The organism is Enterococcus crotali (assembly GCF_000633635.1).
Classification (GTDB): Bacteria; Bacillota; Bacilli; order Lactobacillales; family Enterococcaceae; genus Enterococcus_L; species Enterococcus_L crotali.
In genome coordinates this window covers 454,115-469,413 of record NZ_AYPQ01000001.1, presented here as the reverse complement: position 1 = coordinate 469,413, position 15,299 = coordinate 454,115, and the positions used below count along the sequence as shown (strand labels likewise).

Below are 15,299 nucleotides of genomic sequence, written 5' to 3'. Positions count from 1 at the left end.
TTGTGTTATTTTTTAATTTGTAATTATTTTATTTCTTCAAATCAACAACCATTCTGCCCTTGATTTTTCCTTGTTCCATTTCTTCAAAAATATCATTTACTTCGTGTAGACAACGTGTTTCTACAACTGGTACTACTTTCCCTTCTGCACCGAATTGGAAGGCTTCTTCCAGGTCTTTACGAGTCCCTACTAATGAACCTACGATTTGAATACCATCTAATACTGTTTTGACGATTGCTAAGTCCATTGTTTCTGGTGGTAATCCCACAGCAACAACTTTTCCAGCAGCTCTTACAGAATCGACTGCTTGATTAAACGCTACTTTTGAGACAGCTGTAACTACTGCTGCATGTGCACCGCCGACTTTTTCTTGAATCCATGCTCCTGCATCCCCATCTGTTAGTGGGTTACAAACTAAATCAGCTCCTAATTCTTTTGCAAATTCTAACTTATCATCATTGATATCGATCGCAATTACTTTTGCATTGAAAACATTTTTAGCATACTGGATCGCTAAATTACCTAAGCCTCCAATACCATAGATAGCAACCCATTGTCCCGGTTTTACATCGGAAACTTTAATTGCTTTATAGCAAGTCACACCTGCACATGAAATACTACTAGCTTGAGCTGGATCTAATCCTTCTGGTACTTTAACTGCATAGTCAGCTTTAACGATACATTGTTCCGCCATAGCACCATCTACTGAAAATCCAGCATTTTTTACTTGACGGCAGAATGTTTCACGACCTGTAATACAATATTCACAAGTGCCACAGCCCTCGAAGAACCAAGCAATACTTACACGATCGCCGACTTTTAAACTTTCAACACCAGGAGCAATTTCTTTAACGATGCCGATTCCTTCATGACCGATCACTCGACCTGGAACTTCACCAAAATCGCCATGAGCTACGTGTAAATCAGTATGACAAACACCGCAATATTCTACATCTACTAAAGCTTCGCCAGCTTCAAGCGGTCGAATATCTACATCTTTGATTTCTACTTTTCCATTATTTTCTTTTGTTACAACAGCTGCTTTCATTTTATCACTCCTGAATTTATTATTATATGGTAACAATTACATTTTACCATGTATGAAATCGTTTTAATAGACTTTCCGAAAAATCGTTCTCTATTCATGAAATTTTGTTCAAAATCAATAAAAAAAAGCGAAAATGAATCACATTGCACGATTCATTTTCACTCTATTCACTATATAATGGAGATTTTAGATTGCTGTTGTTGCTCCACGGTAAACGATACCGCGACGAGGATCAACAGTGATTAATTCATCATTTGTAATTAAGTTTGTCGCATCTGCCGCGCCAACGATTACTGGAATATCTTTCGCAATTGCAACTACTGCTGCATGTGAAGTCAATCCGCCTTCTTCAACGACTAAAGCAATCGCTTTGTCAATTGCAGGCATATAATCTTTGTCAGTTGTCTTAACAACTAGAATAGAACCTTCTACTGCATTTGCTACTGCTTCTTCAGCCGTATTTGCTACAACTGCTTTAGCAATAACTGATGATTCGCCGATTCCTTGACCTTGAACTAATTTTGATCCGATCATTTGGATCTTCATTAAGTTTGTTGTCCCTTTTTCGCCTACTGGTACACCAGCTGTAATGATGATCAAATCACCTTCACTTGCAAAGCCTTCTTCTTGAGAAGTGTGTGTTGCCAAGTTGAACATTTCATCAGTGCTTGATGGTTTGTCAGCAACCGTTGCATAAACACCCCAAGATAATGATAAACTACGCGCTTTTTGTTCTGAGAAAGTGATTGCAACGATATGAGATTTCGGACGGTATTTAGAAATCATACGAGCAGTGTGTCCTGATTCAGTTGCTGCAACGATTGTTTGGATACCCAAGTTACGTGCAGTGTGTCCAACTGATTGACCAATTGCTTCAGCCATATCTGTTTTGCTATATAATTTTAATGCAAATGAATCTTGGTTGATCAATGCTTCTTCTGTACGAACTGCAATACGTGCCATCGTTTGAACCGCTTCTAATGGGTAGTCCCCAGCAGCTGTTTCACCAGAAAGCATTACTGCGTCTGTTCCGTCATAGATTGCATTGGCAACATCATTTGCTTCCGCACGTGTTGGACGTGGGTTACGTTGCATAGAATCTAACATTTGAGTTGCTGTAATAACTGGTTTACCTAAAGCGTTACATTTTTTGATCAATTCTTTTTGAACGACTGGAACGTCTTCAGTTGGAATTTCAACACCCATGTCACCACGAGCAACCATTAAACCATCAGAAACTTTTAAGATCTCGTCAATGTTGTCGATTCCTTCTTGGTTTTCGATTTTAGGAATGATTTGAATATGCGTTGCGTTTTCTTCTTCTAGAATTCTAGTAATTTCTAAAACGTCAGTTGCACGACGAACGAAACTTGCAGCGATAAAGTCAACACCTTGTTCGATACCAAAACGGATATCTGCTGCATCTTTATCAGTAATACCAGGAAGGTTTACAGAAACACCAGGGACGTTAACGCCTTTTTTATTTTTTAGTACGCCTTCGTTTTTAACTAAAGTAACGATTTCGTTAGCAGTACGATCGATATCAGTTACTTCTAAATCGATCAAACCATCGTCTAAAAGGATATGAGAACCAACGTTTACATCGTTAATTAATTCTGGGTAAGTGATTGAGAATTTTTCGTTTGTTCCTAAAACTTCTGTCATAGAAAGACGTACTGAATCACCTGTTTTTAAAGTGATAGCGCCATTTTCCATTTCGTTCGTACGGATTTCAGGACCTTTTGTATCTAATAAAATTGCTACACGTTTTCCTGTAATTTTTGCAGCTTCACGAATATTTTTGATGCGGTTGCCATGTTCTTCAAAATCACCATGTGAGAAGTTCAAACGGCAAACATTCATCCCTGCATTCATTAAGTTTACTAGCATGTCAACAGTTTCGCTAGCTGGTCCGATCGTACATACGATTTTCGTTTTTTTCATTACCAAACGCTCCTATTCCATTTTTGTTTATACGTTATGAAGATTATCTATTTTCCTCAAGTGATACTTAAGACTGCTCAATTTTTAAGCTTATCTTTAGAAAGAAATCTCTTGATTTAAATCATAAAGTGATAAATCAGGTTTATGTTTGTGGTTTTCCAAAGTATCCACGATATCAGCTGAAACGACTTGGTTATCAAGCATACCAATACATAGTCCGCCTTTTCCTGCTTTTAACAATTCCACAGCATATGACCCAAATTTACTTGCTAATACACGATCACGAGCACTTGGTGAACCGCCACGAACAACGTGTCCTAAAATAGACACACGTGTATGGAAATCGCCATGTTCAGACAATTTATCAGCGAATTCATTTCCGCCCATAACACCTTCAGCTAAAATGATCAAACAGTGTTTCTTCCCACGATCTCGGCCTTCTCTAATACGTTTAGCCACATTGACCATGTCAAAATCATGTTCTGGAATGATGATTTCATCCGCTCCGCCTGCAACACCTGACCAAAGCGCGATATCGCCTGCACCACGTCCCATTACTTCAATAACGAATGTACGAACATGTGAAGTTGCAGTATCACGAATACGGTCAATCGATTCTAATACTGTATTGATCGCTGTATCAAAACCAATTGTAAAATCAGTCCCTGGAATGTCATTATCGATCGTTCCTGGAATCCCTACAGCTGGAAAGCCGCGTTTTGTCAGTGCCATTGCACCATGATAAGAACCATCTCCACCGATAACGACTAAACCTTCGATGCCGAATTTTTTCAATTGTTCGATCCCTTTTAATTGTCCTTCTTCTGTTGCAAATTCTGGATAACGGGCAGAATATAAAAATGTTCCTCCACGTTGAATTTTGTCGCCAACATCTGCAATGTCTAAGCGGCGGATATCTCCTGCCACCAAGCCTGCAAAACCATAGTTAATACCATAAACTTCGATTCCGTCAAAAATCCCTTTACGCACCACTGCACGAATTGCAGCGTTCATTCCTGGGGCGTCTCCCCCACTGGTTAAAATACCGATACGTTTCATTCGTTCTTTCACCTCATATATTATACTTTTAAGCTGTAACAAGTTTTGTCACAGTTATTCATTACTCAAAAATATTACGTCACTCATTTTACCATTAATAGTGCAAAATGTCTTGATTTAAGAAGAAATAATTGAAAAAAGATGAAAACAATTAGTATTTTTTACCGTAAATCATTTGAAAACAACATTTTGACTACCTAAAATAAGCTCTAATTGTTCTTTTGCAGCTACCGTATCCGCGATCCAATTTTCTTCTCCCAAGACCAGTTTTTTGCCATTTTTTTCAAAGTAAATGATAACTGGCGTATTGCCCTTGTATGTTTGAATGACTTCGTGCACACTTTGTAAAATGTCTTTTTGATCTTTTGCTTCAATGATTTTCAAATAACAAGTCGTTGCACTAATACTTTTTTCGATCTCACTGGCCTTCTCGATTTGATTTACCAATAACTGAAGCTCTTGATTATAATTACTTTTTTCTATTTTACCTTCTACGAAATAAACTTGATTTTTTTCAACGGTTTGACGTAAGGTTCTGAAAACAGCAGGAAACAGCGTCAAAGATAGTGAACCTGTTAAATCGTCCCCTTCTACAAAAGCCATTTGTTCCCCTTTTTTCGTACGGATGACGCGAATATCTTTCACATAAATCAATAATCGAGCCGTTTGATTTTCCAATACATCGCTAACTAACATCACTTGTTTGGCTAAACGGGTTTTCTTGAATTCCTCTGTCGGATGTCCAGATAAGTACACACCTAGATATTGCTCTTCCTGCTCCAATTTCTCTTCTAATGTGTAATCGGCAATTTCAACCTCTTTTAATTTTAACGTATCTTCCAAAAGGTTCATACTGCCGCCACTATATATGATATTTTGAATCTCACTATCAAGACTAACCGCTAACTGCCGGCGATTCGCCTGCAGTTCATCAAAGGCGCCAATAGCAATCAAAGGTTGAATGTTCTCGGCTTTTAACCATTTGCGGTCGATTCGAAGTAAAAATTGATCAAAGGATTTAAACGGACCACGTTCTTTACGTTCATCCAAAATATTTTGAATAAAATCTCGGCGAATTCCTTTTAAGGAGCTAAAACCAAACATGATTTGATTATCATTATTTAAGTAAAAACTATACTGACTAGTATTGATGGACGGTTGAATAATTGCCATTTTATTTTTACGTGCTTCTCCGATATACTCTTTGATTTTAGTTGGATTATGCCGTACAGAATGAAGAATTGCGGCGTAAAACGCACCTGGATAATGAACTTTTAAGTAGGCCATTTGAAACCCAATAAAAGAATACGCAAACGCATGGGAGCGGTTAAAGCCGTAGTTTGCGAATCGTTCGATATAATCATAAATCATCGTGCTACTTCTTCACTATGTCCTTGATTCATTGCCCCTTCGACAAAGTGTTTTCGCTCTTCGTCTAACACGTCCTTTTTCTTTTTACTGACTGCACGCCTCAAAATATCCGCCTGTCCCAACGTGAAACCTGCCATGGTAGAAGCAACCTGTATGATTTGCTCTTGATAAACAATAACACCATACGTGTTCCTTAAAATCGGCTCTAACACCGCATCTGGGTAATCAATTGGTTCTAATCCTTTTTTTCTACGGATGAACAAATCAATATTTTGCATTGGACCTGGACGGTACAAAGCATTAACTGCCGCAATATCTTCAATACTCGTTGGGCCTAGTTTTCTTAAAACGTTTCTGATTCCTGCTGATTCAAACTGAAAAACACCGCTTGTTTCCCCACGCCTGAACAAAGCCAATGTCTGATCGTCATCTAAAGGAATTTGATTTAAAACGACCTCTTCTTTGTACACACGCTTGATAGATTTGATTGTATCATCAATAATCGATAAATTTCTTAAACCTAGAAAATCCATCTTCAACAACCCAATTTTTTCAACATCATTCATCGTAAATTGGGTAAGGAATATATCATTCGAGCCTGGTTGCAACGGTACAATATCTAGGAGATCTAGATCACTGATCACCACACCTGCAGCGTGAGTCGATACATGACGCGGAAGTCCTTCTAAACGAACAGCAGTATCATATAATAAGCGGTTGGTATCAGAGGAATTCACTAGCTCAACTAGGTTTTTCGAATCTGCATAGGCGGTTTTCAAGGTCATTTTTAACGCACTGGGCACAGCATTGGACCAACGATTCGATTCACTCTGTGATAACCCGAACACTCTGGCAACATCTCTTAAGACCATTTTCGCTGCCATCGTACCAAAGGTAGCAATTTGAGCCATATGATAATGACCGTACTTCTCACGAACGTACTGCAATACTTCTTCTCGGCGATTATCAGGAATATCTAAATCAATATCAGGCATCGAGTGGCGTTCAGGGTTTAAGAAACGTTCAAATAGCAAATCATATTTGATTGGATCGACATCCGTGATCGATAAAACGTATGACACTAAAGAACCTGCAGCAGAACCACGACCAGCACCAGTCACGATTTTTTTTCATGCGCAAATGCCATTACATCCCAAACAATCAAGAAATAATCATCAAAACCCATTGTGTGGATAATATTGAGCTCTTTGGCTAATCGTTCTTCATATTCTACTGTAACATCTGGAATCCGTTGAGGGAGCTTTTGCAAGCAGAGTTCTTTTAAAAATTCTCCAGCTTGTTTCCCTTCCGGTATCGGATAATGAGGCAATAAACGCTGATGTAGTGGAATATCGACTGAACAATCAAACGCCAGTTTTTCGGCATTGCTGACCGCTTGCTCATTTACTTTTATGCATAATTGCTTTGCGGCATCCTCTTGATTTCTTAAATAAAAAGGCCCATCAATTTCAGTTTCCTCAGCGTTTAAACTCATTTGCTGTCCCTCATTAATATGAGCTAACACTTTTACGGCAAAACCATCCTCACGATTCAAATAGCGCGTTTCTTGTAATGCGACGAGTGGTTGATTTTGAGATTCATAAAATTGGAATAATTCTGGATCTGTTTCTGGATTGCAGGTAAATGATGCACCAACAAAAAAGGCTGCCGGATCAAAAAGTTGCTCTAATTGGGTTAAACTCTCACTCGCTTCTGCTTCACTTCTTTTTAAAGCAAACGTAACTTCGCCCTTGTCAGAAGGCATCACCGCAAATAAATGGTTCAAATTTTCTTTGATTTCGTCTAGATAAAAAATTCTTTCACTATTCATTTTTGCCGTGGAAATCCGCATCAAATTTTGATAGCCTTTTAAATCTTTTGCATATAACAATAATTGAGCCGTTTGTTCGGATTTTTGAGGGGTATATTCTAGCGTTAAGCCGATAATTGCTTGATGCCTTCTTTTTTGCACGCTTCGTAGAATTCTATTGCTCCATGAAGCACATTGATATCAGTGATTCCTAAAGTCGTATACCCTAATTTTTTTGCCTGTTGAACGAACTCTTGAATACGAATGGTACTGGAAAGTAGTGAATACGAAGTAATTGTTGCTAATTGTGGAAAGGGCATAAGACATCTCCTTTTATCTGAGGTTGGACAGAACTGTTTCACCTTGAAAACACTACATAGTTTCTTTGTAGCGATTTTTAGTGAAAAATCATTCGCAAGGCTCTCTATTTAGCGTTTCATGATGACATAGCCAAGCAATCTCTGTCTCTACCATTTATTATGATGAGCATAAATTGAAAACCTTACTTTCAAATTCTTTACATTTAGAAAAAATGTGCTAAACTATAGCATGAAAAGAGGTGCAATCCATGCGTTACATTCTTGTATTGTTGTGGTCCTTTTTACTAGGACAAGTAGTCGGATATATCGGTGGTGCCTTAAACGGCGGAACTTACGATTTTATGCTGACAACAATTATATCATTGATCACTGGTGTAATCATCCTATTGATTGGTCAATTTGCATTACCAAAAAAAGAAACCACCAAAAGTGTTCAATAACCGAAAAAAGAAATGAGCAATTTGTATTTGAAGCTGATCATTCTTACAGTTTATTGCTTAAAAATCACACTTATAAAAAACCAGTTACTACAAACATTGTAACTGGTTTTTTATGTTTTCAACTATTTATAGCCTTTTATTTAAAATTTTGCGAAAATTAAATAATGAAAGGCAGATATTTCCTAGTACAAAACAAGCAGTAACGATAAATACTGCACTGTAACCTAAACCATGTGCCACCGTTGAACCAATCATCGGACCTAAAACTTGCCCAAAATTACTGAACATTTGATTATAACTGTATATCCGGCTAACGCCTTCTGTTGGTGTGATTTTACTGATCAAGGTGTTAATTGACGGCATCAAAGCCCCCGTTGAAAATCCTAAAAAGAAACGTAGCAACCCTAATTGAAAGGGTGTTTTTACAAACGCCATTGGGACATAGCAAACCATTGAGAGTATCAAGCCAGCTAATAGCACCTTATGATTGCCTATCTTATCTCCAAGTTTCCCTAAAACAGGTGATGATATGACCGCAGAAACTCCTGCCACTGAAACGATCAAACCACTAATGAATAAAATATTTCCAGTATCATGACTTAGTGAACGAATGTACAACGTTAAGATTGGGCTAATACTCGTAACGCCTATTTGCAAGATCAAGGTCGTAACAAATAGACCAATTAAAATAGAAACATGATCCATAGTTGAGAAAATCTCTTTTGTACTGAGTAAATCTTTTTTCTCGACTGGTTGGAAATCTTCTTTTACCATAAAAATCGTCAACAACGTCGTGATCAACAATACTACGCCGGTGATGATAAAAACATTTTCCATCCCAAACCATTGAGCTAGGGCGCCGCCGATCGACGGACCAATCAAGTTTCCGGCAATGGCGCCAGTTGAAAGTGTGCCTAATGCCCAGCCACTTTTTTCTTTTGGTGCTTGAGACGCAATCATGGCTGTTGCATTTGGAATATAGCCTGAAAGAATACCATTGAAAAAACGCATGATCAACAACCAGTAGACATTCGGCACAAAAGCTAGCGACCCCATTGTAATGGTCATTCCAGCCGCAGCCCTGATCATCATCAGCTTTCGGCCTTTTCGGTCTGCTAAGTTGCCCCAAATTGGCGCTACAATTGCAGCTGCAAATGCTGTAACAGCTATTGCAAGTCCTGAAAACAGCTCAACCTGATTCTTTGGCGTTCCTAATTGCTCAACATAAACAGGTATAAAGGGCATCACTAAGCTAATACTTGCGCCTGTAAAAAAACAGCCTAACCAAGCAACCATTAAATTCTTTTTCCAATCAATTTTCATCTTAAAGTACACCTCACAAATTCTTCACTATTAACTATACTCCAAATTCTCCAATCTCTCAAAAAATTTTTCCCTAATAACAATAAAGAGCTTAGCCATCAAAAAGACAGCTAAGCTCTATTATCAGAATATCTTATAAAATCGCTAAAATAATAAAATTCAAAATAAATAACGCATTGACAACCCAAAGAATTGGCGAAACTTCATTAAATTTACCTTTTGCTACTTTTACAATTGCATAAAAGATAAAGCCAGCTGCAATACCGTAAGAAATACTATAGCACAATCCCATAAAAATCGAAGCGAAAAATGCGGGAACAGCTTCTTCTAAATTTGTCCATTCAATATCTTTAAATGACGCTAGCATCATCACACCTACAAGAATCAAGGCTGGAGCCGTTGCTTGTGCCGGAACAATTGCAATCAGTGGTGAAAATAAACTACTTAATGCAAATAAAGCAGCTACTACAACAGAAGTTAAACCAGTTCGTCCACCAGCGCCAATCCCTGCAGCACTTTCTACATAAGTCGTTGTATTTGACGTGCCAAAAACAGCCCCGATGGATGTTGCAATCGCATCAGCAAATAACGCCTTATCCATTTTTGTCGAAAATCCTTTACTATCTTCTAGAGCCAATTCATCTTCCTTAGAAAAAATACCTGTACGACGTCCTGTACCAATAAACGTACCAATCGTATCGAAAGTGTCTGATAAGCTAAACGCAATAACTGTCATTAAAACTTGTGGGATTTTTGAGACATCACTAAACAATGACTGCATCCCATCAGCACCAAACGCTGCACCAAAAGTCGTTCCTAGTTCACTAATTGAGCTTCCCAAAGAATTTTCTTGCCAATTGATTGAAGTTAAATCAACCACACCTAATGGAATAGCAATAATCGTAGTCGCTACGATTCCTATCAAAATCGCACCACGAACATTTAAAACGACTAATACAGTTGTTAAAACTAAACCGATCACTGCCAGTATAATTTCGGGATTGTTAAAATTCCCTAGAGCTGGAACAATACTATCTCCATTGACAACTCCATTTTTTGGTTCTGCTTGTACAGTAAAATCCAAAAGCTTAGCATTTTTGATCCCCACATAAGCAACAAAAATCCCAATACCACCACCGATTGCATGCTGCATGCTCTCTGGAATAGCTTTAATGATCAATTTACGGATTTTAGTTACGGTGATCACGACATTGATCAACCCGCAGATAAAGACCATCGCTAGCGCTTGCTGCCATGTATAACCTAATCCAAAAACCACTGTAAAGGTGAAAAAAGCGTTAAGTCCCATCCCTGGTGCTTGTGCATAAGGAACATTTGCAAAAAGTCCCATAATCAATGTTCCGATGATCGATGCGATGATCGTAGCTAAAAATACTGCCTGAAATGGCATTCCTGTTTGAGATAAAATCGACGGGTTCACAAATAGAATATAACTCATTGCAAAAAATGTCGTTACCCCTGCCATCATTTCTGTTGAAATAGTTGTGTTGTTTTCCTTTAACTTGAAAAACTTTTCCATGAAATTGTTTCGCTCCTCTTTACATCAAAATTTCACCAGGATAACTTCGTTTACTTTTCATAAATTTTCTTTTTGAAAGTAAAACCATTTTAAAAAATATAAATGCATGTTCCCTTTTCCTGATGAATACTTTTAAAGTATAGGCGAGATCCAACACCATTTCAACAAATTATTAACTTTAACAACATTAATTCTTTTTAATGTTCGTATTTTTTATATTTCAATACACAAAAAAACTTTACAGTTGCAAGTACCCAAAGCAACTGTAAAGTATGATTTTTTACAAAATTTTTCTTTTTGATAACGCAACAAAAGTAACACTACTAATTGCTGCTCCTAATAAAATGATAGAAAGTGATTGTTGTTCACCCGTTTTAGGCAATTCTTTTTTAGTCCCACCCTCAGAAAGCTCTTTTGGATTTGTTGTTTCTATAAGCACTTCTTTCTTAGGCAAAATCGCTATTTGAAACACAGCTTTATTTCCTTCTGGATCGATCACCATAGCTGTCAATTGCTTTTTCCCCTTGATTTTTAGTGAAGTGACATTAATTTTGATCCGACCTTCTGAATCAGCTTGGCCGGCTAAATCTCCTTGGGGAGCTTCTGCTGTTCTTGTCTTAGTCTCAGGCAATTCTCCATCATAAAGCATGATTGTTGCGTTCGGTAATGTAACCCCTCTCAAAAGCTCATCATCTTCATATAACGGATCAAAAATAGTCGCTTTTTTGAGTTTTTCTTCTCCTTCATTTGAATCAGGCACTTCTGGAATGTTCGGCTCTGAAGGATCAACCAACTTTTTACGTTGCTCAACAGATGCTGCAATCATCTCTCCAGCAGCTTCTTTGCCTTCGATATAGCCAATAAACGTTTCTGTATCGGGTTGAATCGCATTAACTAATTTTGCTCCAGTAAAAGCTGAGAAACCATCACCACCGCCAAATAAAAAGTCATTGATCACGACAAGATAGATTTGATCTGCTTGAATCGGTGTTCCATCAGCTTTAAACATCTCATGTACTTTAAACGGCTGTTCTTTGGCTTCAGTAGCTACATAAGTATAGTTCAACCCAGAAATTTGTAAAAAGTAGCGCTCTTCTTCGTCATACTGCTCATTTAACACTTGTTCAATTTGAGTCCCTGTCATTTCTACCACTTGCATGATATTGCCAAACGGCTGAACAGCTTGGGCTGCCCCCCAGGTGATATCTCGGTTTTCCTCAACTATCAAATCAGCACGAATCCCGCCATTATTAGTCATAGCGAAATCAGCATCGATTCCTTGAGCCTTAGCCATGGCTACTTGACCATCTGTAATCAGATTTCCAAGTGGTGATTCTTTCGAGTCATTGACTTCTCGAGTGATCGGCCCTTTTTCTTTTGCCGTTCCAATTTTTTTATTTGTTACAGATGCCACACGTTCTTCAGCATCTCTTACTGTTGCTTCAACTTTTACATCCACCTTAGGCACATCTTTTGCAGCTGGATCAACTGGTAAAACTTTCGCTTTAGGGGTTTCGGTAAAGTCCTTAGTATTCGGATCAAGTGTTCCTTGTAAATCAATGTACCCTTTTCCTTGCGCTGTAGATTGTACAACTCTTGTTTTTTTCACAACACCGTTTGTATATTGGTGATTATGTGCCGCAAAAAATGCATCTACACTATTTTCCGGATAAATTTCGTTGACCTTATCAATAATTTCAGCAGCTTCTCCATTGACTGTATCCCCTTTACTAGTGGCAGGAATGTGCGCTAACACTATGATTGCATTCACGCCTTCTTCTTTTAGCTTGCTTGAATAATAAGCAATCGTTTCAGCTTCATCTAAAAAGTCATATTCTTCGTAATGTTCCCTTAAAACTAAATTTGGAATTTCTGTGGTGACAACACCGATGAACCCAACCTTGACTTTATTATTCGTTGTACCTACTTCTTTGATCGTATAAGGTTTCCAGCCAAAAGGAATTTCTTCTGTTCCTTTTTTGACTACATTACCAATCACGATTTCAGTCTTCGATGCTTCTCGTGGATAAGCCGTCAAAATACCGTAGGATCATTCAACGGTTTACCACCAACCATGATTCGGTTAAACTCATGCAATCCTTCGTCAAACTCATGATTCCCTAATGTTCCAACTGAAAAATCCATCTGATTCAAGACTTTGATTGTTGGTTCATCTTGAAGTAAACCTGAGCTTGCCGGACTTGCACCAACCATATCGCCTGCCTGTACACGCAATGTTTGTGCTCCATTATTTTCTGAAGCAAACTGTTCTTGTGCTCGATTTAAATATCCTGCTAGTAAAGGAGCTGTCCCCGCATTTGCGATCTTCTTTCCTCCATCATCAAAGAAAGAACCTGTCGTATTCAACGCACCATGAAAATCGTTGATCCCTAAAATTTGGAAAGGAATTTTTTCATTTTCTGATGATTGCTTATCCGTTATTTTAGCTTCAGTCAGCAAATTTTCAGTCTCTGCTCCCCCAAGCGTTTGTGCCTCTACAGCAGTACCAGCAACAACTGCCCCACTGCTCATTCCCCCAACAGTAAATAAAACAGTCAACAAATAGTTTTGCCACTTTTTCATTCGTATAACTCCTCTTCAATTGATTGCGAATACACTTAGCTAAATAGTAACGATTTTCTCACACACTGTCAATACAATTTTTCTTGATTTTCAAGCGGTACTAACGTTCTTAAACCAATAACAGAAGCGAGCAAAACGGCTTGTAACGCTGTGAACAACAGAATAAAGAACCCTTTTTCCAATGACCAGTCAAAAAAGATCGTCTTCAACGTTTGGAGTGGTTTTGTAAATAAATGAATGCTATGTAAACGGTCAAAACGACCCACATAAATAGCCAAACTAGATAAAACATTCACCATTAAAAACACAAGAAGGCCTTGCCATTTTCTTCTCAAAAAGCTTCTTCGATAGCATTCGTTTAGAACGATAAATAAAGTTGCCATCCCTAAAAAAGCATAAACGCAAATCCCTACAGTCAACAAACTAAAAGAGAGCCACGCAGATAAAGATTGCTCAAATAACCGGTCCATTCCTTGATAAATCGATAACGTTTCTAGATGAAAAAAATCCGTGAATAAATAAGGAGCGTTCGGATAAAACAGCAACCACAGCCCTGCTAATATAAGAAACAACTGATTATTTCTTTTCTCAAAGTAAAAACTAATTTCAATCGGAATGTAGGCTAAAAAGACATTTAGTGCCATAAATTGATAGGTCTTAGCAAAAAACAGCATGTACGTACAATAGAGTAACGTCCCTAGCCGGATCGACCAACGTAGCGCAAGATTCAAATTTTTCACCGCCTTTTTCATCTAGTGTATCATAAAGAAAATTTTTTCAAAAATTTTCCTGAAAACTTGTCATTCTGCCATTTTATGCTAGACTAAGTTAAAGAAAACTTTCCGGGAGGAACGATTTTGAAAAAATTAATTGCAATCGACTTAGATGGAACTACATTAAATGCACAATCACTAATCACTGAAACAACTGAAAAAGCGCTGAAAAAAGCAATAGCACAAGGACACTACGTCAGTATCGTTACAGGACGTCCTTATCGAATGAGCGGACAATTCTACCGCCAATTAGGCTTAACAACCCCTATGGTCAATTTTAATGGTGCTCTTGTCCATATGCCTGAAAAACAATGGGCTGATGAAAAAGAAACAGGAATTCAAAGAGATTTAGTTTTTGATATTTTGGCTCAAAAAAAAGCCTTGAATCTTGATTTTGTCGCTGCTGAAAATAAAGAGACATTTTATATCGATAGTTTAGATTATTTTGATTCAGCGTTTTTTGCCTCTGAAGCTACGCCGAGTAATCTTTTGACTGCTAAAAATTTGATTACAGATCCAACCTCAATGATGGTCCGTACTTCAAAAGATCAAGCTGCACATGTCTCTGACTCTTTAATGAAACAATACGGAGAGTACGTTGATGTTAGAACTTGGGGCGGTCCGACGCCGATTTTAGAAATTGTCTCAAAAGGAATCCAAAAGGCCAAAGGAGTCGAACAAGTGGCTAACTACTTGGATATAAAACGTTCAGATATCATTGCATTTGGTGATGAACATAACGACGAAGAAATGTTGGACTACGTTGGTTGGGGCGTTGCTATGAAAAACGCAACTGACAAAATCAAATCCGTAGCAAATGACGTTACTGACAAAAGCAACGATGAAGACGGCTTAGCCGATTATTTGGAACGGTATTTAGATTTGAATAATCAATAATTTTTTTGATGAGGTTGGGGCAGAAGTGTTTAATCCCGAGAAATAAGAAGGGATTCACGAAAATTGCTCTTCAAATTTTTGTGAATCTCAGCTTATTTCCGAAGGGGTTGCTTCTGATCCTACCGTTTATTCGGATTTAGAGTCTGTGACAAAACTGATTTTTAGTTTTGTCACAGACTCATTTTTTTATT

At 37.9% G+C, this 15,299-nt stretch carries 11 protein-coding genes and 2 pseudogenes; 2 read left to right on the top strand and 11 right to left on the bottom strand.

All coding sequences use genetic code 11. The features are described from left to right. Window positions 1–28: 28 nt before the first annotated feature. The 6 genes and pseudogenes from adhP to V192_RS22525 all read right to left on the bottom strand — a co-directional run. Window positions 29–1,048 (bottom strand): alcohol dehydrogenase AdhP, encoded by a 1,020-nt coding sequence (gene adhP, locus V192_RS0102255; protein ID WP_025868757.1) that lies wholly within the window; start codon window positions 1,046–1,048, stop codon window positions 29–31. Between the two features lie 186 nt (window positions 1,049–1,234). Beyond that, a complete protein-coding gene (gene pyk, locus V192_RS0102250; protein WP_025868756.1) occupies window positions 1,235–2,992 on the bottom strand; it encodes a pyruvate kinase in 1,758 nt (585 codons plus the stop codon). A gap of 96 nt (window positions 2,993–3,088) precedes the next feature. After that, window positions 3,089–4,051 (bottom strand): 6-phosphofructokinase, encoded by a 963-nt coding sequence (gene pfkA, locus V192_RS0102245; RefSeq protein WP_025868755.1) that lies wholly within the window; start codon window positions 4,049–4,051, stop codon window positions 3,089–3,091. 171 nt (window positions 4,052–4,222) lie between these two features. Then, on the bottom strand, window positions 4,223–5,422 hold the full coding sequence (locus tag V192_RS21860; RefSeq protein ID WP_239644547.1) for a helix-hairpin-helix domain-containing protein: 1,200 nt from the start codon (window positions 5,420–5,422) through the stop codon (window positions 4,223–4,225). Beyond that, a pseudogene (gene dnaE / locus V192_RS22535) lies at window positions 5,419–6,917 on the bottom strand (DNA polymerase III subunit alpha). Before dnaE ends, V192_RS21860 begins: the two are co-directional and overlap by 4 nt. A 219-nt stretch (window positions 6,918–7,136) precedes the next feature. Continuing rightward, window positions 7,137–7,552, bottom strand: a pseudogene (locus tag V192_RS22525) (PHP domain-containing protein); the annotation flags it as partial. Between the two features lie 248 nt (window positions 7,553–7,800). On the opposite strand from V192_RS22525, the gene V192_RS0102235 reads away from it, so the two are divergent. After that, window positions 7,801–7,992: a YjzD family protein gene (locus V192_RS0102235; protein WP_025868754.1), complete on the top strand. Its 192-nt coding sequence runs from the start codon at window positions 7,801–7,803 to the stop codon at window positions 7,990–7,992. A 126-nt stretch (window positions 7,993–8,118) separates the two neighbouring features. On the opposite strand, the gene V192_RS0102230 is transcribed toward V192_RS0102235, so the two are convergent. The 5 genes from V192_RS0102230 to V192_RS0102215 form a co-directional block, all read right to left on the bottom strand. After that, window positions 8,119–9,315, bottom strand: coding sequence for a multidrug efflux MFS transporter (locus tag V192_RS0102230; protein WP_025868753.1), 1,197 nt, complete (start codon window positions 9,313–9,315; stop codon window positions 8,119–8,121). Window positions 9,316–9,448: 133 nt separating this feature from the next. Next, window positions 9,449–10,855 carry an NCS2 family permease gene (locus V192_RS0102225; protein WP_025868752.1) on the bottom strand — a complete coding sequence of 469 codons (1,407 nt, stop codon included), beginning with the start codon at window positions 10,853–10,855 and terminating at the stop codon, window positions 9,449–9,451. 280 nt (window positions 10,856–11,135) lie between these two features. Further along, window positions 11,136–12,893: a 5'-nucleotidase C-terminal domain-containing protein gene (locus tag V192_RS19035; protein ID WP_239644546.1), complete on the bottom strand. Its 1,758-nt coding sequence runs from the start codon at window positions 12,891–12,893 to the stop codon at window positions 11,136–11,138. Beyond that, complete coding sequence (locus V192_RS21850) at window positions 12,890–13,438, bottom strand: metallophosphoesterase family protein (RefSeq protein WP_239644545.1); 549 nt, start codon at window positions 13,436–13,438, stop codon at window positions 12,890–12,892. Before V192_RS21850 ends, V192_RS19035 begins: the two co-directional genes overlap by 4 nt. Before the next feature lie 68 nt (window positions 13,439–13,506). Continuing rightward, entirely contained in the window at window positions 13,507–14,112 is a 606-nt protein-coding gene (locus tag V192_RS0102215; protein WP_025868751.1) for a DUF1361 domain-containing protein, read from the bottom strand. A gap of 183 nt (window positions 14,113–14,295) precedes the next feature. Between V192_RS0102215 and V192_RS0102210 the strand changes: the two genes are divergently transcribed. Further along, window positions 14,296–15,108, top strand: a complete 813-nt coding sequence (locus V192_RS0102210; RefSeq protein ID WP_025868750.1) for a Cof-type HAD-IIB family hydrolase — start codon at window positions 14,296–14,298, stop codon at window positions 15,106–15,108. The last annotated feature ends 191 nt before the right edge of the window (window positions 15,109–15,299 follow it).

Coding starts and splice junctions, on each gene's coding strand:
- adhP (WP_025868757.1), bottom strand. CDS start 1,048: ATGAAAGCAGCTGTTGTAACAAAAGAAAATAATGGAAAAGTAGAAATC.
- pyk (WP_025868756.1), bottom strand. CDS start 2,992: ATGAAAAAAACGAAAATCGTATGTACGATCGGACCAGCTAGCGAAACT.
- pfkA (WP_025868755.1), bottom strand. CDS start 4,051: ATGAAACGTATCGGTATTTTAACCAGTGGGGGAGACGCCCCAGGAATG.
- V192_RS21860 (WP_239644547.1), bottom strand. CDS start 5,422: ATGATTTATGATTATATCGAACGATTCGCAAACTACGGCTTTAACCGC.
- V192_RS0102235 (WP_025868754.1), top strand. CDS start 7,801: ATGCGTTACATTCTTGTATTGTTGTGGTCCTTTTTACTAGGACAAGTA.
- V192_RS0102230 (WP_025868753.1), bottom strand. CDS start 9,315: ATGAAAATTGATTGGAAAAAGAATTTAATGGTTGCTTGGTTAGGCTGT.
- V192_RS0102225 (WP_025868752.1), bottom strand. CDS start 10,855: ATGGAAAAGTTTTTCAAGTTAAAGGAAAACAACACAACTATTTCAACA.
- V192_RS21850 (WP_239644545.1), bottom strand. CDS start 13,438: ATGAAAAAGTGGCAAAACTATTTGTTGACTGTTTTATTTACTGTTGGG.
- V192_RS0102215 (WP_025868751.1), bottom strand. CDS start 14,112: ATGCTGTTTTTTGCTAAGACCTATCAATTTATGGCACTAAATGTCTTT.